This window comes from Bifidobacterium sp. LH_449 (genome assembly GCF_056356755.1).
In genome coordinates, this window is record NZ_JBKEUV010000002.1 from 193,107 (window position 1) to 216,845 (window position 23,739).

Sequence of the window (23,739 nt, forward strand, 5' to 3'; positions counted from 1 at the left end):
AAACACTTTCATATTCGCCCGGTAGCCCTGCGACCCGTCAGGCGAATTTTGTCATTTCCCGCGGCATCAAATTTGTTCTGGAAGTTTCCCAAAAATCAAAAAAGCGGAGTTTTATTTTCGGCGGTTTTCCAAAAATCATGCCAAGGCCGGCAGGATCGCAGCCCCATACGCTTCGGTCAATCGGTCCAGATCCATGGCCGCATTGGCTGGGCTCGTCGACGGCAATGCGACCATCGGCACGCTGACGCCCGCCTGCCGCAAATAGGGGAGACACAGGCGACGGTATAGTTGCGCGGCTTTCGCGCCGGTGGTGAAAATCACGCCGATCCCGGATCCGCGGAGCAGCGGCGTCAGATCATTGCCGACGGCGTTGCGGATGCTGGCATCGCTGGCGCCGGCGATATCGCATGACGCGATGACGTCCCATAACGCGATGTGGTGGCGCAGCACGAAATCGCGGCGCGTTTCGACGCCGTCGCCCGGCACGTCGTCCGGATCGGCCGGGTCGGCGAACAACCGTTCCAGAACCGGCCAGAATCTATTGCGCGGATGCGCATAGTAGAAACCGTCCTCACGCGATTTCGGACTGGGCATCGACCCCAGAATCAGAATGCGGCTGTTCTCATTCCATACAGGGCCGAATTCATGTTCGACATGCGTGCAGTGTTCGTTCATGTGCGTCATCTTACCCGCCGCACATCGGAACACCTCGGTTTACGCGGTTTCCCATAGCGCCCCGCCTTCGAATCGCTTCGCGCCGGCGGACCCCGTTTCGCCCACAACACACCATCGAACAACTGTTCGAATTCTGGGCGGCGCATGCGGTATCCTTGTTCGAAGACATCATTCGAGCAGGGCGGAGGAATCCGATAGTGGTGAAGCATACGGCTCCCAAAAACGGCGAAGTGACAGTGGAACGCATCATGACCAGCGACGTGTTCCTGTCGCGCGAAATCAAAAAGGCGCCGCTGGTCAACGCCGACGGATCGTTGGTGGCGGATTTGAAACGCCTGCCCAACGATCTGAAGATCGTCATCCAGGGCGCGCGCGAACACAATCTCAAGAACGTCGATCTGGAGTTTCCCCGCAACCGTATGGTGGTGTTCACCGGGCTGTCCGGCTCGGGCAAGTCCTCATTGGCGTTCGACACGCTGTTCGCCGAAGGCCAGCGTCGATATGTCGAATCGCTGTCCGCCTACGCCCGCCAGTTCCTTGGGCAAATGGACAAGCCCGACGTCGATTTCATCGAGGGCCTGAGCCCGGCGGTTTCCATCGACCAGAAAACCACCAACCGCAATCCGCGATCGACCGTGGGCACGATTACGGAAATCTACGACTATCTGCGCCTGCTGTTCGCCCGCACCGGCATCCCGCATTGTCCCGAATGCGGTTCGACGGTCAGCGCGCAGACACCGCAGCAGATGGTCGACGCCTTGCTGGCATATCCCGAACGCACGCGTTTCCAGATTCTCGCCCCCGTGGTTCGCGGGCGTAAGGGCGAATTCGAGGACCTGCTGAACCTGCTGAGAACGGACGGCTATGCACGCGCGTTGGTCGACGGAGAAATGGTGCAACTGTCGGACGACATCAAGCTCGCCAAACAGAAGAAGCACACCATCGAAGTGGTGATCGACCGTCTGGTCGTCAAGGACGGCATCCGCCAGCGTCTGACCGATTCCGTCGAAACGGCGCTGAGGCTCGCCAAAGGCATCATGGTGGCCGATTTCGTCGACCTGGACGCGAACGATCCGGAACGCCGCAAACCGTTCTCGGAAAAACGCGCCTGCCCGAACGGCCATCAGCTTGAGCTCGATGAGATCGAACCCCGCACGTTCTCGTTCAACGCGCCGTATGGCGCCTGCCCGGAATGCACCGGCATCGGCTACAACCTGGAGATCGACCCGGAACTGGTGATCCCCGATCCGGACAAGACACTGAACGAGGGCGCCATCGAACCATGGGGCATCGGCAAAGGCACCAGCGACTATTACCGTCATGTGCTTGAAGGCCTTGCCGACGAAATGGGATTCGATCTCGATACGCCATGGAAGGACCTGCCGCAGGATATCCGCAACGCCATCCTGTACGGCCACGACTTCCAGGTGCAGGTGTCCTATCGTAACCGCTGGGGCCGCATGCGCGAATATTCGACCGGCTTCGAAGGCGTCGTACGCACGCTGATGCGCCGCCATGACGAGACCGATTCCGATCAGATGAAGCAGTATTACGAATCGTTCATGCGTGAAGTGCCCTGCCAGGCCTGCCATGGGCGTCGTCTGCGCCCCGAAGTGCTCGCCGTTACGGTGGGCGGCGAATCCATCGCCGACGTGTGCGACATGTCTGCGGAGAACAGCCTCACATGGGTGAACGGACTGGAATTGGAAGGCTCCGCGGCCCAGATCGCCGGCGAGGTGCTGAAGGAGATCCGCGCCCGTTTGGGATTCCTCAACGATGTGGGCTTGAATTATCTGACGCTTTCCCGCGCGGCGAAGACGTTGTCCGGCGGCGAAGCGCAGCGCATCAGGCTCGCCACGCAGATCGGATCGGGTCTGGTCGGCGTCATGTATGTGCTTGACGAGCCTTCGATCGGTTTGCACCAGCGAGACAACGAACGGCTGATCGGCACGTTGCATCATCTGCGTGACCTGGGCAATACGCTGATCGTCGTCGAACATGACGAGGATACGATTCGCAACGCCGACTGGGTGATCGACATCGGCCCGGGCGCCGGCGAGCATGGCGGCGAGGTCATCTATTCCGGACCGGCGAATCATCTGACCGACGCGTCGCGTTCCGTCACCGGCGACTATATCGCCGGACGCCGCGCGATCGAAGTGCCGCAGCAACGTCGCAAGACGGACCGTACGAAACGGCTTCGCGTGGTCGGCGCACGTGAGAACAATCTCAAGAATCTCACCGTCGACTTCCCGTTGGGCGTGATGACCTGCGTCACCGGCGTCTCCGGTTCGGGCAAGTCCACGCTGGTCAATCAGATCCTCTACCCGGTATTGGCCGACAAGCTCAACGGCGCGCGCATCGTGCCCGGCAAGCATACGCGCGTCGAAGGCGTCGACCAATGCGACAAGGTGATTCACGTCGACCAGAATCCGATCGGACGCACGCCCCGTTCGAATCCGGCCACGTACACGGGCGTGTGGGACAAGATCCGCACGCTGTTCGCGAAAACGCCGGAGGCGCAGGTGCGCGGCTACGGTCCGGGCCGATTCTCCTTCAACGTCAAGGGCGGCCGCTGCGAAGCCTGCCATGGCGACGGCACGTTGAAGATCGAGATGAACTTCCTTCCCGACGTCTACGTCGAATGCGAGGAATGCCATGGCAAACGCTACAACCGCGAGACGCTGGAAGTGCATTACAACGGCAAATCCGTAGCCGACGTGCTTGACATGCCGATCGAGGAGGCGGCGCGGTTCTTCAAATCGTATCCGTCGATTTCCCGCTACCTGGAAACGCTGGTGCAGGTCGGTCTGGGCTATATCCGTCTTGGTCAGCCTGCGCCGACGCTGTCGGGCGGCGAATCGCAGCGCGTCAAGCTCGCCACCGAACTGCAGCGTCGGTCGACCGGCAAAACCGTCTATATCCTCGACGAGCCGACCACGGGCCTGCACTTCGAGGATGTGCGCAAACTGCTGCTTGTGCTGCAGGGCCTGGTGGACAAAGGCAATACGGTCATCGTCATCGAACATAATCTCGACGTCGTCAAATCCGCCGACTGGATCATCGACCTCGGCCCCGAAGGCGGCGACGGAGGCGGCACCATCGTCACGGAAGGCACGCCGGAGCACGTGGCCCGATGCGAACGGTCCTGGACCGGCGGATTCCTCAAACCGATGCTCAACGCGTAGGGACGTGCAGCTCGGGAACAGCGGAAAGGAGACATGTGTCCTCTGGATTGGTGGAACGGCATAGTCCGGGCGAATGGCGCAGGACGGCGGCCGCATTGCAGGCGGATGCGAGCGCCTCGGCTCACGCCGCCGATGCGCAGACGGATGCGGCGGTCAACAAAAACGGCGCGCCGCTGCTCGGCGACACCCGTGACCTGTTCCGGCCCAGAACCAGCGATATCCCGGCACAACCCGGCGTCTACAAATGGCGCGACGGCGAAGGGCGCGTGATCTATGTCGGCAAGGCGAAGAATCTGCGCAATCGTCTGACCAACTATTTCCAACCGCTGCATCTGCTGCATCCGCGCACGCAGACCATGGTGCTTACCGCACGTTCCCTGGAGTGGACGGTGGTCGGCACCGAGCTGGAATCGCTGACGCTGGAATACACGTGGATCAAGGAATTCGCCCCGCGCTTCAACGTCGTGTTCCGCGACGATAAGACCTACCCGTATCTTGCGGTGTCGGCGGGGGAGAGCGTGCCGCGCGTCTGGATCACACGAAGCCGCAAGCGCCGTGATACCCGCTATTTCGGTCCGTATGCGAAGGTATGGGAGCTGCGGCACAGTCTTGACGGACTGTTGAAGACTTTTCCCGTGCGCACCTGTTCGGACAGCGTGTTCCATAAGGCCGAGCTGACGAAACGTCCCTGCCTGCTTGCCTCGATCGGCAAATGTTCGGCGCCGTGCGTCGGCAGGATCGGCGCCAAGGAGCATCGCAGACTGTGCGAGCAGCTGGCCGGCGTGCTGACCGGCCGCATCGGCAGATCGTATATCGCGCAGCTGACGAAGGACATGAAGGCCGCAAGCGCCGAACTCGAATTCGAAAAGGCAGCCCGCATCCGCGACCAGATCCAGATGCTGCAGACCGTCGTCGAACAGAACGCCGTCGTGCTTGACGATCAGGTCGACGCCGACGTGTTCGGCATGGACAGCGACGAGCTGGAAGCGTCGGTGCATGCGTTTTTCGTACGCGCCGGCACGATTCGCGGCGAACGCAATTGGAGCGTGGAGCGTGTGGAGGACGTCGGCGACGACGAGCTGATCGCCGATCTGATCGTGCAGGTGTATTCGGATATCGCCTCCGATGACGCCGGCCGTATGAAACCGGAACAGGTGTCGGCGTCGCAGGGAACGACGGTGATCAGCGAGCGTCGCAACGCCATCGGGGTCACGCAGTCGGCGACGGCCACGGATGCCCTGGCTCGCGCGCAGGCCACCAGGACGCGCAATGAGCGTCAGGAGCAGACGGGCCGTGACGATCTGCTCGCCCCGATCGCCCCGGTTCCTCGCGAAGTGATCGTGCCGGTCGAGCCAGCCCGCCGCGAGGAGCTGGAATCCTGGCTCGGTTCGCTGCGTGGCGCGGGCGTGACGATTCGCGTCGCCGCCCGCGGCGATAAGAGGCAGTTGATGGACCGCGCCACGGAGAACGCGAAGCAGGCGTTGCAGCGCAGCAAGATGAGCCGTGTCAGCGATATGGCGTCGCGTTCGACGGCGATGAACGATGTTGCGGATGCGTTGGGACTGGAGCAGGCTCCGCTGCGCATTGAATGCTATGACATTTCCAATACGGTGGGCGGCGCTTTTCAGGTGGCGTCGATGGTCGTATTCGAGGATGCGATGGCGAAGAAGAGCGAATATCGCCGCTTTTCGATCCGCGGCGCGGACGGCGCGGGAGCGTTGGATGATCTGAGCGCATTGTATGAGACGCTGACGCGCCGATTCCGGCATGGCAATATCGCCGGCGATTCGGGCGACAGCATGGACAACGAGAAGCGTGCCGCCGCCGCGCGGAATACGTCCGATACGGCGTCGGATGGCGATCCGCGCCCGGACGGCGACGCCGGCACGACTGTGGTGCAGCAGAATACCGACCGTCGCCATTTCGCGTACAAGCCGAATCTGGTGGTCGTCGATGGCGGCAAGCCGCAGGTGATGGCCGCGGCCAAAGCGCTTGAGGATTGCGGCGTCGACGACGTCGCCGTCTGTGGGCTGGCGAAGCGCCTGGAGGAAGTGTGGGTGCCGGACGACGATTATCCGATCATTCTCAAACGCCAGTCCGAGGGCATGTATCTGCTGCAGCGCGTGCGTGACGAATCGCATCGCTTCGCCATCACCTATCATCGTCAGTCACGTCGCAAGGGCGCGCTGCGTTCGGCGTTGGACGATATTCCGGGCATCGGACCCGCCTACCAGAAGCGTCTGCTCAATCATTTCGGCTCGGTGCGCGCTATGCGTCAGGCCAGCGTCGAAGAACTGGAGCAGGTCAGGGGCGTGGGCAGGGCCAAAGCGGAATCGATATACCAGGCGCTGCACGCGGATGCGCGAACGGCAGCGGCGAACGGCGAAGCCGAGGCGGAAGAAGACGCCTCCCATGCTTCCGCCTCGGCTGGTAGCATGGAATGAAACGCTTCGGGAAGGGGGGATCGCAGTGTCGGGCATCAATCATCGTTGCGCCGTTCTGGGCAAGCCCATCGCGCATTCGCTGTCGCCGGTTCTGCATAACGCGGCCTATCGTGCGCTGGGATTGGCCGATTGGCGGTATGACCGCCACGAAGTGGGGCAGGATGATCTGGACGGTTTCCTGCGTTCCCTGGACCCCACATGGGCCGGTCTGAGCCTGACGATGCCGTTGAAGAAGACGATTCAGCCGTACGGAACGCCCGACGATTTGTGGGCGAGGGAACTGCGCGTGGCCAATACTGCGATATTCGACTGGGAGCATCGACATGAGGACGGCTTGCCTTCCATTCGCCTGTACAACACCGACGTCAAAGGCATCGTCGATGCGATCGGCCATGCGATAGGCGTCGTCGCTTCCGATGCGACGGCCACGGGGGAGGCGCTGGTCATCGGCAACGGCAATACCGCGACGTCGGCCGTCGCGGCCTGCACGGCATTGTCGAATCCCGGTATCACGCATATCACCGTCGCCGCCCGCCATCCTGACCGGAACGCCGGGGAATTGCGCCGCGTCGCCGGTCTTCTTGAATCCACGCCGCTTGATGTGATTGCATTGGATGATGTCGCGCCGGCGCTGCATGCCGCCGACGTCGTCATCAGCACGATTCCCGGCCATTCCGCCGATCCGGTCGCAGACGTCATCGCGCGGGACGGCATCCATCCGCATGGTCTGCTGCTGGATGTGCTGTACGACCCGCGCCCCACGGCGTTGATGAAGGCCTGGCGCACGGCCGGAGGGCAGGCGATCGGCGGCGAGGAGATGCTGCTGTATCAGGCGATACTGCAGGTCGCCGTCATGACCGCGCCCGCCGGTACCGACGATCCGTTCGCCGGGTTCGACGACGATGGCGCATTGGAGGCCGCGATGCGCGCGGCACTCGAGGAGGTGCTGTAAATGACACAGAGGAACGCGCTGTCCGCGGGCACGCCCGCGCCAGCGGAAGGTTTCGAGGTTCTGCTGATCACCGGCATGAGCGGCGCGGGCCGTTCCCATGCCGCCAACAGTTTCGAGGACATGGGCTGGTATGTGGTCGACAATATGCCGCCGAAGCTTATGGTCCCGCTGGTCGACATGATGACGGCGTCGGATTCCGGCGTGCACAAGCTCGCCGCGGTCATCGACGTGCGCACGCGCGACTATTTCACCGACGTGTCGGCCGTGCTCAGCCATTTGGACGATCTGGGCGTGAAAACCCGCATCTTCTTCCTAGACGCCAGCGATGAGGTGCTGATCAAACGATATGAATCCGTGCGCAGACCGCATCCGCTGCAGCATGGCAACCGTCTGATCGACGGCATTCTCGAAGAGCGCGACATGCTGGAAAGCCTGAAGGAGCGCGCCGACATCATCATCGACACTTCGGAATTAAGCATCCACCAGCTTTCGACCAAACTGTACGAGGCCATGCTCGGGGCGGGTCCGCAGACGGTTTCGGTGCATATCTTCAGTTTCGGATTCAAATACGGCATTCCGATCGACGCCGATTTCGTCGCCGACGTCAGATTCCTGCCCAATCCGTTCTGGGTGCCCGCGCTGCGCAATCTCAACGGCAAGGACCAGCCCGTAAGCGATTACGTGCTGTCGAGCGACGGCGCCGAGGATTTCCTGACCGCATACGAGAAAGCCATTGCGGTCGCCATCGAAGGCTATGCGCAGGAGGACAAGCATTACGTCACGATCGCCATCGGCTGCACCGGCGGCCAGCATCGTTCCGTGGCGATGAGCGAGGCTCTGGCCAAACGTCTGCGCGCAAGGGGGTTGTCCGTGACCGTTTCCGCACGGGAATTGGATAGAATGGATAACGTCGTCGGCCACACGACGGCGACCGAATCGTGAGAAGGATTCGTCCGAATACGGAAAAGCACCGGGGCTGTTGTCCACTATGTTAGGTATCACAGTAAGCCGGTAACAACGCGCGACACACCGACATGTTGCGCGGAAAAACGAGAAGAACGGGATACGAGGAGGCTGGCTCTTGGCTCTTCTGGATGATGTCAAAAGCGAACTGTCCGCAATCGACAACGAGCTGCCCGCAGCGAAGAAGGCGCAGGCGACGTCGATGATTCGATTCGGCGGCGGTTTGCACCTAGTGCAGCGTCAGATCATCGTGCAGGCGCAATTCGACTCATTGGACGCCGCACAATGGCTGCAGGACACCATCAAGAACCTGTACGGCCATGAGGCCACCCTGACGCAGGTCGCCCGTCAGACCCCCAACGGCGTCGTCCAGCGGTATCTGATCCGCGTCGAGCGCGGAGGCGCGGCATTGGCGCTGCAGACCGGTCTGCTCGACCGTCGTAAGCATCTGGTTCTGGGCCTTCCCGCCGATATCATCAGCGGCAACATCGCCCAGGTCAAGGCCGCATGGCGCGGAGCGTTCCTCGCACACGGCGGCCTGTCCGATCCGGGCAAGGCCAGCTATCTGGAAATCGTGTGCCCGACCAACGAGGCCGCCTTGGCATTGGCCGGAGCCGCTCGTCGTCTCGGCATCAGCGCGAAGCCGCGGCAGCTGCGCAGCTCCGAGCGCATCACGCTCAAGGACCCCGATTCGATTGAGCGCATGCTGATCCTTATGGGCGCCCCGCATTCCGCCCGGGAATGGACCGGCAAGCGTTCCGACGGCGAGGCCCGCGGCAAGGCGAACCGTCTTGCCAATTTCGACGATGCGAATATGCGCCGCAGCGCGAAGGCGGCCGCCGAAGCAAGCGACAAGGTCCGCAAGGCCTTTGAGATCCTCGGCGACGACATTCCCGAAAACCTTCGCGCGGCTGGCCAGCTGCGCCTCGACCACGGCGACGCCAGCCTCGAAGAGCTGGGCCGTCTCGCCGATCCGCCGATCACGAAGGACGCCATCGCCGGCCGCATCCGCCGACTGCTGCAGCTGGCGGAGAAAACGGAAAAGGCCCGTCGTCAGGACGCCTGACCGCCGTATGCCGGCGCGGCCCATTGCAGCGTGACCATATGTCCTACAGCGAAACACCGCATCCGTTTTCTTCCCGGATACGGTGTTTTGTTCGTTAAAGCCTGTATTATCGTAAATTGGCAAGATTCAAGCCATTCCACGCACCATGCGGCCAGGAAAGGAAATTCATGAAGACACTCAAGGATCTCGGAGATCTCAAGGGCAAGCGCGTCCTCGTCCGCGCTGATTTCAACGTTCCGCTGGACGGCACCACGATCACCGATGACGGCCGTATCAAGGCCGCCCTGCCCACGATCAAGACCCTGCGCGAAGAAGGCGCCAAGGTCATTCTGATGGCCCACCTGGGCCGTCCGAAGGGCAAGGCCGTTCCGGAGCTGTCCCTCGCCCCGGTCGCCGCTCGTCTCGGCGAGCTGCTCGGCGTTGACGTGCCGCTGGCCGAAGACACCTACGGCGAAGACGCTCAGGCCAAGGTCGCCGCAATGAACGACGGCGACGTCGTTCTGCTGCAGAACGTTCGCTTCAATCCGGAGGAAACCAGCAAGGATCCGGCCGAACGCGCCGACTACGCCAAGAAGATCGCCGCCCTCGGCGACGCTTTCGTGTCCGACGGCTTCGGCGTCGTGCACCGCGCGCAGGGCTCCAACTATGACGTTGCCGCCGATCTGCCGGCCGCCGCGGGCCTGCTGGTCGAGAAGGAAGTCACCGCCCTGTCCAAGGCCACCGTTGAGCCGGAACGCCCGCTGACCGTCGTGCTCGGCGGCTCCAAGGTCTCCGACAAGCTCGGCGTCATCGAAAACCTGCTGTCCAAGGCCGACCGTCTGGTCATCGGCGGCGGCATGGTGTTCACCTTCCTCAAGGCCAAGGGCTATGAGGTCGGCACCTCCCTGCTGGAAGAGGATCAGCTGGACAAGGTCAAGGGCTACATCGCGACCGCCGAAGCGAACGGCGTCGAACTGGTGCTGCCGACCGACATCGTCGTGAACCCGGGCTTCCCGGCAGGCGAGACCCCGATCGCTCCGGAAGTCGTTGCCGCTGAGGCCATTCCGGCCGACAAGATGGGTCTGGACATTGGTCCGGATTCCCAGAAGCTGTTCCACGACAAGATCGTCGATTCCAAGACCGTGGTGTGGAACGGCCCGATGGGCGTGTTCGAGATCGCCGAATTCGCCGATGGCACCCGCGCCGTGGCCCAAGGCCTCGTCGATGCCACCGCGGCAGGCGCATTCACCATCGTCGGCGGCGGCGATTCCGCTTCCGCAGTCCGCAACCTCGGTTTCCCGGAGGATGGCTTCTCGCACATCTCCACCGGCGGCGGCGCCTCCCTCGAATTCCTCGAGGGCAAGGAGCTGCCGGGCCTGAAGGTGCTCGACTGATTTTCGGCTGTCAATGAGCTGTGCCCCGGTCCTTCACGAACCGGGGCACAGCCTTGTTTATCGGGGAATTACACTTTATTGCTATGGCATCACAACGCATTCCGCTGGTCGCGGGCAATTGGAAAATGAATTTCGACCATCGCGAAGCCACCTATTTCGTACAGAAACTGGCGTGGCTGCTTCGCGATGCCCACTTCGACTATCGAAAATGTGAAGTCGCGCTTATGCCATCATTCACCTCATTGCGTAGCGTCCAGGTGCTGGTCGAAGCGGACGATCTTGACATCCGATACGGTGCACAGGCGGTTTCGGTCACATCGCAGGGCGCGTTCACCGGCGATGTCTCAGCCGATATGATCGCTCATCTGGGTTGCCGCTACGTGATCGTCGGGCATTCGGAACGCCGCAAGTACCATCCCGAAGACGATGCGACCATCGTCGATCAGGTGCGCGCGGCATTGGCCGCCGGCATGCAGCCCATTCTGTGCGTGGGCGAAAGCTATGAGGAACGCCGGCAAGGCATCGAATTGGATTTCGCGGTCGGTCAGGTACATGATGTGACCCGTGACCTTTCCGACGAAGAGGCTTCCCGTCTGATCATCGCCTACGAACCGGTGTGGGCCATCGGAACCGGCATGGTCGCCACTCCCCAGACCGCGCAGGACGCCGCCCAGGCGATTCGCGCCGATCTGTCCGCCATGTTCGGCGCTCCGGTCGGCGAGGCAGTGCGCATCCTGTACGGCGGCTCGGTCACGTCGAAGAACGCCGTGGAATTGATAGGGGAGCCGGACGTGGACGGTTTCCTTATCGGCGGCGCTTCGCTGAACGTCGACGAATTCGCTCGCATCTGCCGGCTCACGCTGAAAGCGACGGACTGATACGCGCAATAGACGGCATCCATGGCCGCTTGGAACATAGGGGCACCAGCGGATGGCGGAAACATGATCGTGCGTCGGTCGTTTACTTTTCATGCCCTTGCGCTATCCTTATCAGCAGTGTTTACAAACTGGAGGTTCCTGTGACTGCTATGGCCATCGTCAAGCTTGTGCTGCAAATCATTCTCGTCATCGCCAGCTTGCTGCTCACCTTGCTCATCCTCATGCATAGGGGCAAGGGCGGCGGCCTGTCCGATATGTTCGGCGGCGGCCTGACCCAGAATGCGGGCTCCTCCGGCGTTGCGGAAAAGAACCTGAACCGTTGGACCGTCATCATCGCCCTGATTTGGGTGGCGATCATCATCGCCCTTGGCCTGATGGCGAAATTCGGCCTCATCTAAGCATTGCGACCATACGACGTCGGCCCATGATTCGCAGGAACCATGGGCCGACGTTTCATATTATGCGCACCCGTAATCACAGATCGGAGAATCGTTTTGGTGACCATGAATACCAACAAAGTCGCTGTAGTCGGAGCCGGCCAGGTCGGTTCCACCGTCGCGTTCAGCATCATCACGCAGGGCCTGTGCAATGAGGTGGTGCTCATCGATCCGGCACAGGCCAAGACCATCGGCGAATGCCATGATCTTGGCGACGGCAGTGAGTTCCTCGACCGTCATGTGAAGATCAGGGTCGGAAGCTACGCCGACTGCGCGGACGCGGACATCGTCGTCATCACCGCCGGACGCCGTCCGCCGCAGAACGCCAATCGACTGGGGGAGCTCAAATTCACGTTGAGCATCATCGACGATATCGTGGACGGCATCATGGACTCCGGTTTTGACGGCGTCATCATCATGGTGTCGAATCCCGTCGATGTGATGTCCTGGTATGTGTGGAAGCGCAGCGGTCTGCCGCGCACTCAGGTGCTGGGCACCGGCACCGCGCTCGACACGTCCCGGCTGAAGACCATCATCGGTGAGGAAACCGGCTTGGACCCTCGCAACGTCGGCGGCTTTGTGATGGGGGAGCATGGCGAATCCCAATTCGTGCCGTGGTCCACCGTTTCCTTGGGCGGCAAGCCCTTCACGCAGTTCCTCGACGATAATCGCGACCGTTTTTCATCCGTCTCCACGCAGGACCTCGAAGACAGGACCCGTGCGCGCGGCAATGTCATCAAGGACGCGAAGGGCGGCACGAATTTCGGCATCGCGTCGACCGTCGCCGGCATCGTGCAGACGATCCTGTGGGACGAGCGCCGCATCGTTCCGGTGTCGACGTTGCTGGACGGCGAATATGGACTGCATGACGTCTTCCTTGGAATCCCGACCGAGCTGCGGGCGAACGGCGCCAACGAAATCGTCGAGTTGTCTTTGACCGATGAGGAATCGGCGAAGCTCCACCGTTCCGCCGCCATCGTCCGCTCGTACTGCGAAGGCCTGCTGTGAGCGCCATCGATATGACGGATGATACGGCGCGTACCATGCCACGGCTGGTGGTCGCCGATCTGGACGGCACGCTGCTGCATGACGGCGACACCTTCGAACAGCGGTTCATCACCGAACGCGCAATCCGCACGATTGAACGCCTGCACGAGGCGGGGATTCGTTTCGCCGTATCGACGGCACGGCCAGTCAGCACGGGTTTGGGCATCGTCGAGCGTCTGCCGGTGGACGCCTGCGTGTATCTGAACGGCGCATTGATCGATTTCATGCCGGCCGAATCGGATTACGACCTGTTGACGGGCGCAAGGCCCGCACAGGACGGCCATCTGCTTCAGATCGGCTTTTCCTCGCAGCGTGCATGCGAGGTGTGCCGTTTTCTGATCGAGCGGCTGCCGGGGCTGAAAATCGGCATCGTCATGAACGACGTCCGATACACGAATTTCGATGTCAGCGTGTTCTGGCGAACGCAGACCTGGCGGTATACCGATTTCCACGATGTGCCGCAGGGCGTCGCCGACAAGCTCATCATCTTCCCGGAGCCGGAGCAGTGGGCGCCGTTGCGCTCGTTGATTCCTCCGGATTTCGACGTGCATATCTCCGAAGGGTCATTGTGGATGCTGATGAATCCGCAGGCGAGCAAGGAGCATGCCCTGGATATTCTGTGCGAACGACTGGATGTTCCGTTGGCGCAGACCGTCACATTCGGCGACGATCTTATCGATATCGCGATGATGGAACGTTCCGGCCGATCGGTGGCAGTCGCCAACGCGAATCCGAAAGTATTGGAGATCGCGGACGCGGTATGTCCCGCGAACAACGAGGACGGCGTCGCGCAATGGATTGAGAGGCATCTGCTGCACACATAGAGTTCAATCCAATATCATCGACATCGGGAGAATCCTGCCATGCTATGCGAAATGTATGGCAGGATTTCTTTTTGTTCATTTTCCATCGTTGTAAAAATTAAATTGAACTTTTCTACATCGTTGTAAATATCTCGAAATATGGCCATATCGCATCGGAAAACAGCGGAAGTGCCCCCGACACGTGTTAAGCTTTGAACTGTCCTTAAGAAATTGAACCGAAGGAGCGTTATGGCTGATCCTAGTTTCGCCGAACGGTTGAACCAAGCGATGGCGCTGCGCAAGTTCAAGCAGATCGATTGCGTACGGCAGGCATCACAGCTGGGCGTCAAACTCGGCAAAAGCCATATGAGCCAATATGTCAGCGGAAAGACCACGCCGCGGGCGGACATCATCGAAGCGCTGGCCCGTATTCTTGACGTGGACGTTCGCTGGCTGCGCGGCGACGATGTTCCCATGCAGCGGCCCGACACGGAGACGACTCCGTCCGACGTATCGACCGTCACGTCACAGCCGAAAGAAACACCGGCCCACACAACGACAACATCCGTTTCCATGGAAGGCACGCCCATGCGTCGTTTTACGAAATCCCACAAACTCGACAACGTCCTCTACGACGTGCGAGGCCCGGTCGTGGAGGAGGCCGCCCGCATGGAAGCGGCGGGCACCCACGTCCTGAAGCTCAATATCGGCAATCCCGCGCCGTTCGGCTTCCGCACGCCGGATGAGGTCATCTACGACATGGCCCAGCAGCTGACGGAAAGCGAAGGATATTCCGCGTCGAAGGGCCTGTTCTCCGCACGCAAGGCGATCATGCAGTACGCCCAGCTCAAAGGACTGCCGAACGTCACCATCGAAGACATCTACACCGGCAACGGAGTCAGCGAACTGATCAATCTGTCCATGTCCGCTTTGCTGGACAACGGCGACGAGGTGCTCCTGCCGTCGCCGGACTATCCGCTGTGGACCGCATGCGTGACGTTGGCCGGAGGCACTCCCGTGCATTACGTCTGCGACGAGGAATCGGAATGGTATCCGGATATCGAGGACATGCGTTCCAAGATCACCGACAGGACGAAGGCGATCGTCATCATCAATCCGAACAACCCGACCGGCACGCTCTATCCGAAGGAAGTGCTGGAGCAGATCGTCGAACTCGCACGCGAGCACCAGCTGATGATCTTCTCCGATGAGATCTACGACCGTCTGGTGATGGACGGCCTGGAGCACGTCTCCATCGCGTCCCTCGCCCCGGACCTGTTCTGCGTGACCTTCTCCGGCCTGTCCAAATCGCATATGATCGCCGGCTTCCGCGTCGGATGGATGGTGCTCAGCGGCAACAAGGCCATTGCCAAGGACTACATCGAGGGCCTGAACATGCTGACCAACATGCGCATCTGCTCCAACGTCCCGGCGCAGTCCATCGTGCAGACCGCATTGGGGGGACACCAGAGCGTCAAGGACTATATCGTGCCCGGAGGCCGCATCTACGAGCAGCGCGAATACATCTACGAGGCGTTGAACTCCATTCCGGGAATCACTGCGAAGAAGCCGAAGGCGGCGTTCTACATCTTCCCGAAGATCGATACGAAACGGTTCAACATCACCAACGACGAACAGTTCGCCCTGGACCTGCTGCGCGACGAAAAGCTGCTGGTCGTGCATGGCGGAGGTTTCAACTGGCACGAGCCCGACCATTTCCGTGTCGTCTACCTGCCGCGTATCGAAGTGCTGAAGGACGCCTCCGACAAGCTGGAACGTTTCCTGAGCTATTACCGGCAGTGATTTCGATGGCTATTTGTGATTGAGGGAGGGAACGGCATTCACCGTTCCCTCCCTGATCGTATTGACGTGTTTATACGGCAAAGCCCTGTTGGGAATCCTCTCGGAATTCCCAACAGGGCTTTGCCGTCAGTGGATGAGACCTACCTGGAGTTCAGATCTCAGCCGTTGACGCGGTCGATGCCGGCCTGGACGTCGGCGAGGACGGAATCCCAGGACTTGATGAAGGCGGCGACGCCGTCGGCTTCCAGCTTGTCGGTGACGGCCTTGAAGTCGATGCCCAGCTCGGCGAGCTTGGCCATGATGGCGTGGCTCTCTTCGTAGGTGCCGGCGATGGTCGGAGCGCCGTTGCCGTGGTCGGCCAGAGCGTTCAGGGTCTTCTCCGGCATGGTGTTGACGATGAACGGGGCAACCAGCTCGTCCACGTACACGCAATCGGAGTAGTTCGGGTTCTTGGTGCCGGTGGAGGCCCACAGCGGACGCTGCTTCTTGGCGCCCTTGGCTTCGAGGGCGGCCCAACGCGGATCCTCAGCGAACTTCTTCTCGAACAGCTCATAGGCCAGGCGGGCGTTGGCGATGGCGGCCTTGCCTTCGAGGGCCTTGGCTTCGTCGGTGCCGATCTCTTCCAGCTGCTTGTCGACAGCGGTATCCACGCGGGAGACGAAGAAGGAGGCGACGGAGCCGATGTGCTTGAGGTCGTGGCCGTTGGCGTCAGCCTGGGCGATGCCTTCGATGAAGGCGTCGATGACCTGCTCGTAGCGCTCGAGCGAGAAGATCAGGGTGACGTTGACGGAGATGCCCTTGGCCAAGGTGGCGGTGATCGCCGGCAGGCCTTCGAGGGTCGCCGGGATCTTGATCATGGCGTTCGGACGGTTGACCTTCTCCCACAGTTCCACGGCCTGGACTTCGGTGGCTTCGGTTTCGTGGGCGAGACGCGGATCGACTTCGATGGAGACGCGGCCGTCGACGAAATCGGTGGCTTCGGCGATCTCACGGAAGATGTCGGTGGCGTTGCGCACGTCAGTGGTGGTCAGTTCGCGAATGGCGGTCTCAACGTCGACCTTGCCGAGTTCCTTGAGCTGAGCGTCGTACGGGCCGACCTGGCTGAGAGCCTTCTGGAAGATGGACGGGTTGGTGGTGACGCCAACGACGTTCTTGTCCTTGATGAGCTCCTGCAGGTTGCCGGATTCGATGCGGGTGCGGGACAGGTCGTCCAGCCAGATCGAGACGCCGGAGTCAGAGGTGCGCTGAGTTGCTTCAGTCATTTGTTTTTCTCCTTGATACCTATTTGGATCAAATCTTTACAAGAACCGTCGGGAGGGACGACGTTCTTCCTGCAGCCGTATCGTCCCTCCCGTGCGGATCACTTGGCTTCTTCGATGGAGGCCTTGGCGGCTTCGACCACGTGCTCGGCGGTGATGCCGAGGTCGATCATGTTCTGGCCACCGTCGCCCTGCAGGCCGAACTGCTCGATGGAGACCGGCTTGCCGTAGGAGCCGAGGTACTTGTACCACGGCATGGCCAGACCGGCTTCGACGGAGACGCGGGCCTTGACGGAGGCCGGCAGGATGGCTTCCTTGTATTCGGCGTCCTGCTCCTCGAACCATTCCATGGAGACCATGGAGACCACGCGGGCCTTGATGCCTTCGTCGGCCAGGGTCTTGGCTGCGGCCACGGCCCACTGGACTTCGGAACCGGAGGCCATGATGATGACGTCCGGGGTGCCTTCGGTCTCGACCAGCACGTAGGCGCCGCGCTTGACGCCGTCCTTGGCCTTTTCGGCGGTTTCGGCGAGAGTCGGCACGCCCTGGCGGGTCAGCACCATGGCGGTCGGCAGCGTGTTCTTCTTCTCGAAGAAGTAGCGGTATGCTTCGGCGGTTTCCCACTGATCGGCCGGACGCACGACTTCGAGCTGCGGGATGGCGCGGAAGGAGGCCAGGTGCTCGATCGGCTGATGGGTCGGGCCGTCCTCGCCGAGGGCCACGGAATCATGGGTCCACACGTAGAGGTTCGGGATCTCCATCAGAGCGGCCAGACGCACGGCGGCGCGCTCGTAATCGGCGAACTGGAAGAAGGTGCCGTTGAACGGACGGGTGTCGGAGCCCAGCAGGATGCCGTTGGTGATGGCGCCCATGGCGAACTCGCGAACGCCGAAGTGCAGCTGACGGCCGTACTCGGAGCAGTTCGGATGCTGGGTGGTGGCGAACTCGGCCGGCACGAAGGACGCGGCGCCCTTGATGTCGGTGTTGTTGGAGCCGCCCAGATCGGCGGAGCCGCCCCACAGTTCCGGCATGACGGCGGCCAGTGCGTTGAGCACGGCGCCGGAGGCCTTACGGGTGGCGACCTTGGCGCCGGCTTCGTAGCCGGCTTCCAGCTCGTCGATGGCCTTGTCGAAGTCCTCAGGCAGCTTGCCGGCCTTGATGCGCTCGTACAGGGCGGCCTTGTCCGGGTTGGCGGCGGCCCATGCGGCGAAGGCTTCGTCCCATTCCTTGTGGGCTTCGAGACCGCGCTCGGCGACCTTGCGGGCGTGGGCGAGGGCCTCTTCGTCGACCTGGAAGTCGACGTTCGGGTCGAGGCCCAGGGCTTCCTTCAGGCCTGCGACGGCTTCGGCGCCCAGAGCGGAACCGTGGGAGGACGGATCGTTGGTCTTGCCCGGGGTCGGCCATGCGATCAGGGTGTCGACCTTGATGAAGTGCGGACGGTCGGTGACCTGCTGGGCCTTTTCGAGCACTGCGGTCAGGCCGTCGAGGTCTTCCTTGTAGGAGCCGTCCGGCTGGATGAAGCTGATTTCGTCGGTGTACCAGCCGTAGGCTTCGTAGCGCTTGAGCACGTCCTCGGCGAAGGCGATCTTGGTTTCGCCTTCGATCTGGATGTGGTTGGCGTCGAAGATCACGAACAGGTTGCCGAGCTTCTGGTTGCCGGCGAGGGAGGAGGCTTCGCCGGAGACGCCTTCTTCGACGTCGCCTTCACCGCAGATGACCCACACGTTGTGATCGAACGGGGAGGTGCCGGCCGGAGCTTGCGGATCCAGCAGGCCGCGTTCGAAACGCTGGCCGTAGGCGAAGCCGACGGCGGAAGCGACGCCCTGGCCCAGCGGGCCGGTGGTCATTTCGATGCCCGGGGTCAGACCGACTTCGGGGTGGCCCGGGGTGCGGGTGTCGGCGCCGCCGCGGAAGTACTTGAGGTCATCCAGCGTCAGACCGTAGCCGGAGAAATACAGCTGGACATACTGAGTCAGCGATGCGTGACCGCCGGACAGGATGAAGCGGTCGCGGCCGGCCCACTTCGGGTCGTTCGGATCATGCTTGATGAAGCGCTGATACAGGGTGTAGGCGATAGGAGCCAGGGAAACCGGAGAACCGGGATGGCCGTGGCCGGCCTTCTGAACGGCATCGGCGGAAAGAGCCTTCGCCATCTTGATGGCGCGCTCATCCAACTCGGACCAGGTGATATCGGTCATAGGTGATCTACTTTCCTTCCAATACTTCGGGAGCCATGCTTCCGGCTTATGCCATGCCATAGGCACCCTCACATTGCTCTTACATACTAGCCACCTCAACCGACTAATTCGTTAACTTTTGACACGATTATGGGCGATTGTGTTCTGTTAACGCTCACAATTGACATAAATACACATTCGCTACTCTCAAGGACGAACGGCTAGCACTCGACACGCAAGAGTGATAAAACAATATCTTGCAGGAAAATGCTTTACGCACGCATGTTGGCAACGATGTACGGGAGGCTCACCATGGCGCAGACACGACGCATGCTGGTGCTTCGTGCGATTGTCGAAGACTACATCCGCTCCCAGGAGCCCGTCGGTTCCACTGCATTGGCGCGCGACCACGACCTCGGGGTCAGCTCCGCCACCATCCGCAACGACATGGCGGCGCTGGAGGACGAAGGATACCTCACCCAGCCGCACACATCCGCGGGACGGATCCCCACGGAAAAGGGATACCGATATTTCGTCGACAGATTGTCCACCGTCATGCCGCTGAGCGAGGCGCAACGACGAGGAATCAACAATTTTCTCTCCGGTTCGGTCAATCTGCAGGACACGCTGCAGCGCGCGGCGCGCCTGCTGTCGCAGATCACCGGCCAGGTGGCGATCGTCGCGGCGCCGTCGCTGGCGAAATCCGCCATCCGACACGTCGAAATCGTCCCGGTCGCCACCAACGCATTGCTTGCGGTCGTCATAACCGACACCGGGCGAGTCGCGCAGCACATGCTGAGCGTCCCCGCACTGCCCGGACCGGAGACGCTCAATCGCCTCGGCAAGGAAACCAACGCCAAATGCGCGAACATGCCGCTTGCGCATTGCGCGGAAATACTGCACGCCATGGCGCTGCGACCGGATTATCGCGACGCCAGGCCTCTTGTCGAGGCACTGGCGCAGGCCCTCGCCGGCATGGCCGACGACGAACGCGCAGGCGAACTGTACATGGCGGGCACATCACATCTAGCCCATCAACGCGCGCTTTCCGACCTCGCCTCACTCTTCGACGCCCTTGAAGAACAGGTCGTTCTGATGAAGCTGATGAGCGCGCTGAGCGAAACCCCGTCGGCCGATGGGGTGGGTGTGGCCATCGGCTCCGAAACCCACACCCCGGGATTGCTGCATGCGTCGGTCGTCTCCAGCGGATACGGAACCGCACGCGCGACGAACCCGGACGAAAACACGCATCATGACGACGATGCGGCCGACGGCGCCCACGGCGACGTCACGCCGCTGGCCTTCGTCGGGTCGATAGGACCGACGCATATGGATTACGCGGCCACGATGGCGGCCGTGCAGGCCGTGGCCCACTATTTGTCGTCCATCGTCACGCATGACGACGAACGGCAATCGTTCTGACCCCGCCTTATGGCACAATAACTGCGAATCAACAGGAAAAAGGAACGGCATTGGCAGATTATTACGAAGTTCTGGGCGTGGACCGCTCAGCCAGCGACGACGAAATCAAGAAGGCATACCGCAAGATGAGCCGTAAATATCATCCCGATATCGCCGGCCCGGAGTTCGAAGACAAATTCAAGGAAGTCAACAACGCCTACGAAGTGCTTTCCGATCCGCAGAAGCGCCAGATGTATGATGCCGGAGTGGATCCGAACAACCCGAATGCCGGCGGCTTCGGAGCCTCGGGCTTCAGCGGCATGGGGGATATGGGCGATATCTTCGGACAGTTCTTCGGCGGCGCGTTCGGCGGCGGAACCCAGGGGCCGGTTCCGCGCACCCAGCCGGGACGTGACGCGCTGGCCAGCACATCCATCGATTTGAAGACCGCCGTATTCGGCGGCACCGCGCATGTGCGCATCAACACATTCGGCCTGTGCCGGGAATGCTCCGGCTCCGGCGCCCAGGGCGGCGGCCAGCCGACGACCTGCCCCGACTGCCACGGTCAGGGTTTCATGCAGAAAGTCGTTCACACCATGCTCGGCCAAATGATGACTTCCGCACCATGCGAACGCTGTGAAGGCCACGGTACCATCATCCCGAATCCATGCCCGTCCTGCATGGGGCACGGACGCGTCCGCACCACGCGCAACGTCGGCGTCACCGTTCCCGCCGGCATTCGCGACAATTCCCGCCTGCGTCTGGCGAACCAGGGCGAGGTGGGCGAAGGCGGTGGCGCCGCCGGCGACCTGTATGTCGATATTCGCATCAAGCCGGATAAGCAGTTCACCCGCGACGGCGACGACCTGCATTGCTGGGTGCAGATTCCCATGAGCTGGGCCGTGCTTGGCCATGATCTCGAGATCGATACGTTCGACGGCAAGCAGAAGATCACCATTCCCGCCGGCTGTCAGCCGGAACAGACCGTCACCATGGATGGTCTGGGCGTCACACGCCTGCAGTCCGGCGGCGAGCGCGGCGATCTGATCGCGCATGTCGCCGTGCGGATTCCGACCAAGCTCAGCGATGAGGAACGGGAGCTGATCGAGAAGTTCGGCGCCAGCCATGACGAGCACGCCGAGCATATCGCGCAAAGCTCGCGCCCGACGCCGCCTTCGAAGAAGGGCTTCTTCTCCAAACTGAAGGATGCCCTGAGCTGAGCGTATTACCGGAAGCCCTCAGGCAACGCCGCTCAGCGACGTGGACGAAGCCGCGTGAATGGGTATATGGATGATGGCGGCCCTCGCACATGTGGGGGCCGCCATCATCCATATATGCCCGTATGCAGACGCATGCCGATCCTATGCCGAACGATCAGCGCAGCAGAGAGCGGCACATCGCGCGGTACTGGCTCACGTAACCGCCGCCGAAGAACACGCAATGTCCGGCGATGGGGTAGAGCTGCCATAGCGTGGCACGTTCCTCATACCCCGCTTTCAGAGGATGCACGCTCTGGTAGCCCTCGGTGATTTCGGTCATGTACGGCATGCCGAACAGATGCAGCATCGCAAGGTCTTCTTCGCGATGGCCGCCATGCGCGGCCGGGTCGATCAGCACTGCTTCGACTTCGCCGCCGTCGGCGGTCCACATCACGTTGCCGCTCCACAGATCACCGTGCACGCGGGCAGGCCTGTCGCCGGCGGCACGTCCCAGGATCTCAGGCAACGCCGCGATCACTTCCTCGGTCAGATCCATATCGCTTTGCCGTAATTCGCCGCGGTGCATGCCAAGCTCGACCATCGGACGCAGCCGGCCTTCGGCCAGATATGTTGCGACGTCATTCCATTGGCCGCAATCCATCGGAACGGGATCCTGCAGAGGCCCGAAATAGCAGATGCCTTCATAGCCTTCCGGCGCCGAACCGAAATACGGGGCTCCGGCGTCATGCATGCGGGCCAATGCCGCGCCGAACGCGCGTGCGGCTACGGGCGTGGGGGAGCAGGAGTCCACTCGCTCGATGTCCAGATGGTCCTTTCCCCATTCATATACGTCCACGACGCGGGGGCCTCCCAGCGGATGGGCCTGTCCCAGCCACTGCAACCCACGGCCTTCGCATTCGAAGAAGCCTTCCGGGCTGAACGCCCTGCTTTTACGGTATTTCGCCATCGCATTCCCGCCTTACCATCGATGCTCTTCCAATATCCGGCATCATGCCCGTCGTATTTTTGCCGGCGCGGCAGCCGTTTCCCGGCTCCCATTGTGAATATGCTGCGCGACAATCCCGTATGCCTGCACACGCACTTAGAGGCCATTCGCTAATCTTAGGTGTCGTTAGCATACGCATACAGCAAGAAGGGTCGTATGAACTTTCTCCAAGCCATCTTCTTAGGATTGGTACAAGCACTGACCGAATATCTTCCGGTCTCCTCCAGCGCGCATATTCGTATCATCGGCGATCTGATGCTGGGATCGGATCCGGGCGCCGCTTTCACCGCGATCATTCAATTGGGCACTGAATTGGCCGTCATCCTGTATTTCCGCCATGACATCATCCGCATTCTCAGCGCATGGTTCGGATCCCTGTTCGGCAAGGAAGGCAAGGATTGGAAGAGCCGTCTCGGCGCGCACAACCGCGATACGCAGATGGGATGGTTCATCATCATCGGCACGCTGCCGATCCTGATCGCCGGACTGGTTTTCAAGGATATAATCGAAACGACGCTGCGCAATCTGTGGATCACCGTCACCGTGCTGGCGCTGTTCGGCGCTTTGCTGTGGGTGGTCGATGCCCGTTGCAAGCAGATAAAGACCATGCAGGAGCTGACGGCAAAGGATGCGCTGCTGTTCGGAATCGGGCAGATGCTCGCGCTGATCCCCGGCGTTTCCCGTTCCGGCGGCACCATCACGTTCGGACGAGCGTTGGGCTATACCCGTGAGGCATCGGTGCGGCTGAGCTTCCTCATGGCCATTCCGGCGGTATTCGGCGCCGGGATTCTGGAAACCGTATCGGCCATCCAGGATGTCGCCGCAGGGGACGCCGGCATGTTCCCCGGCTGGGGCGCTACGATCGCGGCCACCGTCGTCGCATTCGTCGTCGGCTACGTCGTCATCATCGGATTCCTGAAATTCGTATCCACCTTCTCGTATCGCGCCTTCGCCATCTATCGCATCGTATTGGCCGTCATCGTCGCGATCCTGCTGATTTCGGGCGTCCTGTCGCCAGTCGAAGCGGCCGCCGTCTGAATCGGCCGGCAACCGAACCATTCCGACGAA

The 23,739-nt window shown here is 61.5% G+C and carries 18 protein-coding genes; 14 read left to right on the top strand and 4 right to left on the bottom strand.

Going from position 1 to position 23,739, the window contains the following annotated elements; all coding sequences use genetic code 11:
• Positions 1-135: 135 nt before the first annotated feature.
• Complete coding sequence (locus tag AC1AX7_RS02590; RefSeq protein WP_476508552.1) at positions 136-675, bottom strand: DNA-deoxyinosine glycosylase; 540 nt, start codon at positions 673-675, stop codon at positions 136-138.
• 248 nt (positions 676-923) lie between these two features.
• On the opposite strand from AC1AX7_RS02590, the gene uvrA reads away from it, so the two are divergent.
• The 11 genes from uvrA to AC1AX7_RS02645 all read left to right on the top strand — a co-directional run bounded on the left by uvrA (position 924) and on the right by AC1AX7_RS02645 (position 15,629).
• Entirely contained in the window at positions 924-3,863 is a 2,940-nt protein-coding gene (gene uvrA / locus AC1AX7_RS02595) for an excinuclease ABC subunit UvrA (RefSeq protein WP_476508682.1), read from the top strand.
• Positions 3,864-3,898: 35 nt separating this feature from the next.
• Positions 3,899-6,307, top strand: coding sequence for an excinuclease ABC subunit UvrC (uvrC, locus tag AC1AX7_RS02600; protein ID WP_476508553.1), 2,409 nt, complete (start codon positions 3,899-3,901; stop codon positions 6,305-6,307).
• Positions 6,308-6,332: 25 nt separating this feature from the next.
• Complete coding sequence (locus tag AC1AX7_RS02605; protein ID WP_476508554.1) at positions 6,333-7,259, top strand: shikimate dehydrogenase family protein; 927 nt, start codon at positions 6,333-6,335, stop codon at positions 7,257-7,259.
• On the top strand, positions 7,260-8,201 hold the full coding sequence (rapZ, locus tag AC1AX7_RS02610) for an RNase adapter RapZ (RefSeq protein WP_476508555.1): 942 nt from the start codon (positions 7,260-7,262) through the stop codon (positions 8,199-8,201). It begins immediately after the preceding gene.
• A 139-nt stretch (positions 8,202-8,340) separates the two neighbouring features.
• Positions 8,341-9,288 (top strand): DNA-binding protein WhiA, encoded by a 948-nt coding sequence (whiA, locus tag AC1AX7_RS02615; RefSeq protein WP_476508556.1) that lies wholly within the window; start codon positions 8,341-8,343, stop codon positions 9,286-9,288.
• A gap of 167 nt (positions 9,289-9,455) precedes the next feature.
• Entirely contained in the window at positions 9,456-10,661 is a 1,206-nt protein-coding gene (locus tag AC1AX7_RS02620; protein ID WP_476508557.1) for a phosphoglycerate kinase, read from the top strand.
• Between the two features lie 83 nt (positions 10,662-10,744).
• Positions 10,745-11,539 carry a triose-phosphate isomerase gene (gene tpiA / locus AC1AX7_RS02625; protein WP_476508558.1) on the top strand — a complete coding sequence of 265 codons (795 nt, stop codon included), beginning with the start codon at positions 10,745-10,747 and terminating at the stop codon, positions 11,537-11,539.
• Between the two features lie 149 nt (positions 11,540-11,688).
• Positions 11,689-11,937: a preprotein translocase subunit SecG gene (gene secG / locus AC1AX7_RS02630; protein ID WP_476508683.1), complete on the top strand. Its 249-nt coding sequence runs from the start codon at positions 11,689-11,691 to the stop codon at positions 11,935-11,937.
• Between the two features lie 96 nt (positions 11,938-12,033).
• Positions 12,034-12,984 (top strand): L-lactate dehydrogenase, encoded by a 951-nt coding sequence (locus AC1AX7_RS02635; protein ID WP_476508559.1) that lies wholly within the window; start codon positions 12,034-12,036, stop codon positions 12,982-12,984.
• An 11-nt stretch (positions 12,985-12,995) separates the two neighbouring features.
• Complete coding sequence (locus AC1AX7_RS02640; RefSeq protein WP_476508684.1) at positions 12,996-13,847, top strand: HAD family hydrolase; 852 nt, start codon at positions 12,996-12,998, stop codon at positions 13,845-13,847.
• Between the two features lie 228 nt (positions 13,848-14,075).
• On the top strand, positions 14,076-15,629 hold the full coding sequence (locus AC1AX7_RS02645; protein ID WP_476508560.1) for an aminotransferase class I/II-fold pyridoxal phosphate-dependent enzyme: 1,554 nt from the start codon (positions 14,076-14,078) through the stop codon (positions 15,627-15,629).
• A 158-nt stretch (positions 15,630-15,787) separates the two neighbouring features.
• Here AC1AX7_RS02645 and tal read toward each other — a convergent pair whose 3' ends face one another.
• Complete coding sequence (gene tal / locus AC1AX7_RS02650; protein ID WP_476508561.1) at positions 15,788-16,891, bottom strand: transaldolase; 1,104 nt, start codon at positions 16,889-16,891, stop codon at positions 15,788-15,790.
• A gap of 98 nt (positions 16,892-16,989) precedes the next feature.
• Positions 16,990-19,086 carry a transketolase gene (gene tkt, locus AC1AX7_RS02655; RefSeq protein WP_476508562.1) on the bottom strand — a complete coding sequence of 699 codons (2,097 nt, stop codon included), beginning with the start codon at positions 19,084-19,086 and terminating at the stop codon, positions 16,990-16,992.
• 291 nt (positions 19,087-19,377) lie between these two features.
• Between tkt and hrcA the strand changes: the two genes are divergently transcribed.
• Both hrcA and dnaJ read left to right on the top strand, forming a co-directional pair.
• Positions 19,378-20,487 (top strand): heat-inducible transcriptional repressor HrcA, encoded by a 1,110-nt coding sequence (gene hrcA, locus AC1AX7_RS02660; protein ID WP_476508563.1) that lies wholly within the window; start codon positions 19,378-19,380, stop codon positions 20,485-20,487.
• Positions 20,488-20,537: 50 nt separating this feature from the next.
• Positions 20,538-21,686 carry a molecular chaperone DnaJ gene (dnaJ, locus tag AC1AX7_RS02665; protein ID WP_476508564.1) on the top strand — a complete coding sequence of 383 codons (1,149 nt, stop codon included), beginning with the start codon at positions 20,538-20,540 and terminating at the stop codon, positions 21,684-21,686.
• Between the two features lie 154 nt (positions 21,687-21,840).
• On the opposite strand, the gene AC1AX7_RS02670 is transcribed toward dnaJ, so the two are convergent.
• Complete coding sequence (locus AC1AX7_RS02670; protein WP_476508565.1) at positions 21,841-22,632, bottom strand: fructosamine kinase family protein; 792 nt, start codon at positions 22,630-22,632, stop codon at positions 21,841-21,843.
• A gap of 195 nt (positions 22,633-22,827) precedes the next feature.
• Between AC1AX7_RS02670 and AC1AX7_RS02675 the strand changes: the two genes are divergently transcribed.
• Positions 22,828-23,709, top strand: a complete 882-nt coding sequence (locus tag AC1AX7_RS02675) for an undecaprenyl-diphosphate phosphatase (protein WP_476508566.1) — start codon at positions 22,828-22,830, stop codon at positions 23,707-23,709.
• Positions 23,710-23,739: the final 30 nt, after the last annotated feature.

Excerpts from the sequence above, each read along its gene's own strand:
- tkt (WP_476508562.1), bottom strand. The coding sequence starts at position 19,086 with ATGACCGATATCACCTGGTCCGAGTTGGATGAGCGCGCCATCAAGATG.
- uvrA (WP_476508682.1), top strand. The coding sequence starts at position 924 with ATGACCAGCGACGTGTTCCTGTCGCGCGAAATCAAAAAGGCGCCGCTG.
- AC1AX7_RS02675 (WP_476508566.1), top strand. The coding sequence starts at position 22,828 with ATGAACTTTCTCCAAGCCATCTTCTTAGGATTGGTACAAGCACTGACC.
- tpiA (WP_476508558.1), top strand. The coding sequence starts at position 10,745 with ATGGCATCACAACGCATTCCGCTGGTCGCGGGCAATTGGAAAATGAAT.
- hrcA (WP_476508563.1), top strand. The coding sequence starts at position 19,378 with ATGGCGCAGACACGACGCATGCTGGTGCTTCGTGCGATTGTCGAAGAC.
- rapZ (WP_476508555.1), top strand. The coding sequence starts at position 7,260 with ATGACACAGAGGAACGCGCTGTCCGCGGGCACGCCCGCGCCAGCGGAA.
- AC1AX7_RS02640 (WP_476508684.1), top strand. The coding sequence starts at position 12,996 with ATGACGGATGATACGGCGCGTACCATGCCACGGCTGGTGGTCGCCGAT.
- AC1AX7_RS02645 (WP_476508560.1), top strand. The coding sequence starts at position 14,076 with ATGGCTGATCCTAGTTTCGCCGAACGGTTGAACCAAGCGATGGCGCTG.
- AC1AX7_RS02620 (WP_476508557.1), top strand. The coding sequence starts at position 9,456 with ATGAAGACACTCAAGGATCTCGGAGATCTCAAGGGCAAGCGCGTCCTC.
- tal (WP_476508561.1), bottom strand. The coding sequence starts at position 16,891 with ATGACTGAAGCAACTCAGCGCACCTCTGACTCCGGCGTCTCGATCTGG.
- AC1AX7_RS02590 (WP_476508552.1), bottom strand. The coding sequence starts at position 675 with ATGAACGAACACTGCACGCATGTCGAACATGAATTCGGCCCTGTATGG.
- secG (WP_476508683.1), top strand. The coding sequence starts at position 11,689 with ATGGCCATCGTCAAGCTTGTGCTGCAAATCATTCTCGTCATCGCCAGC.
- AC1AX7_RS02670 (WP_476508565.1), bottom strand. The coding sequence starts at position 22,632 with ATGGCGAAATACCGTAAAAGCAGGGCGTTCAGCCCGGAAGGCTTCTTC.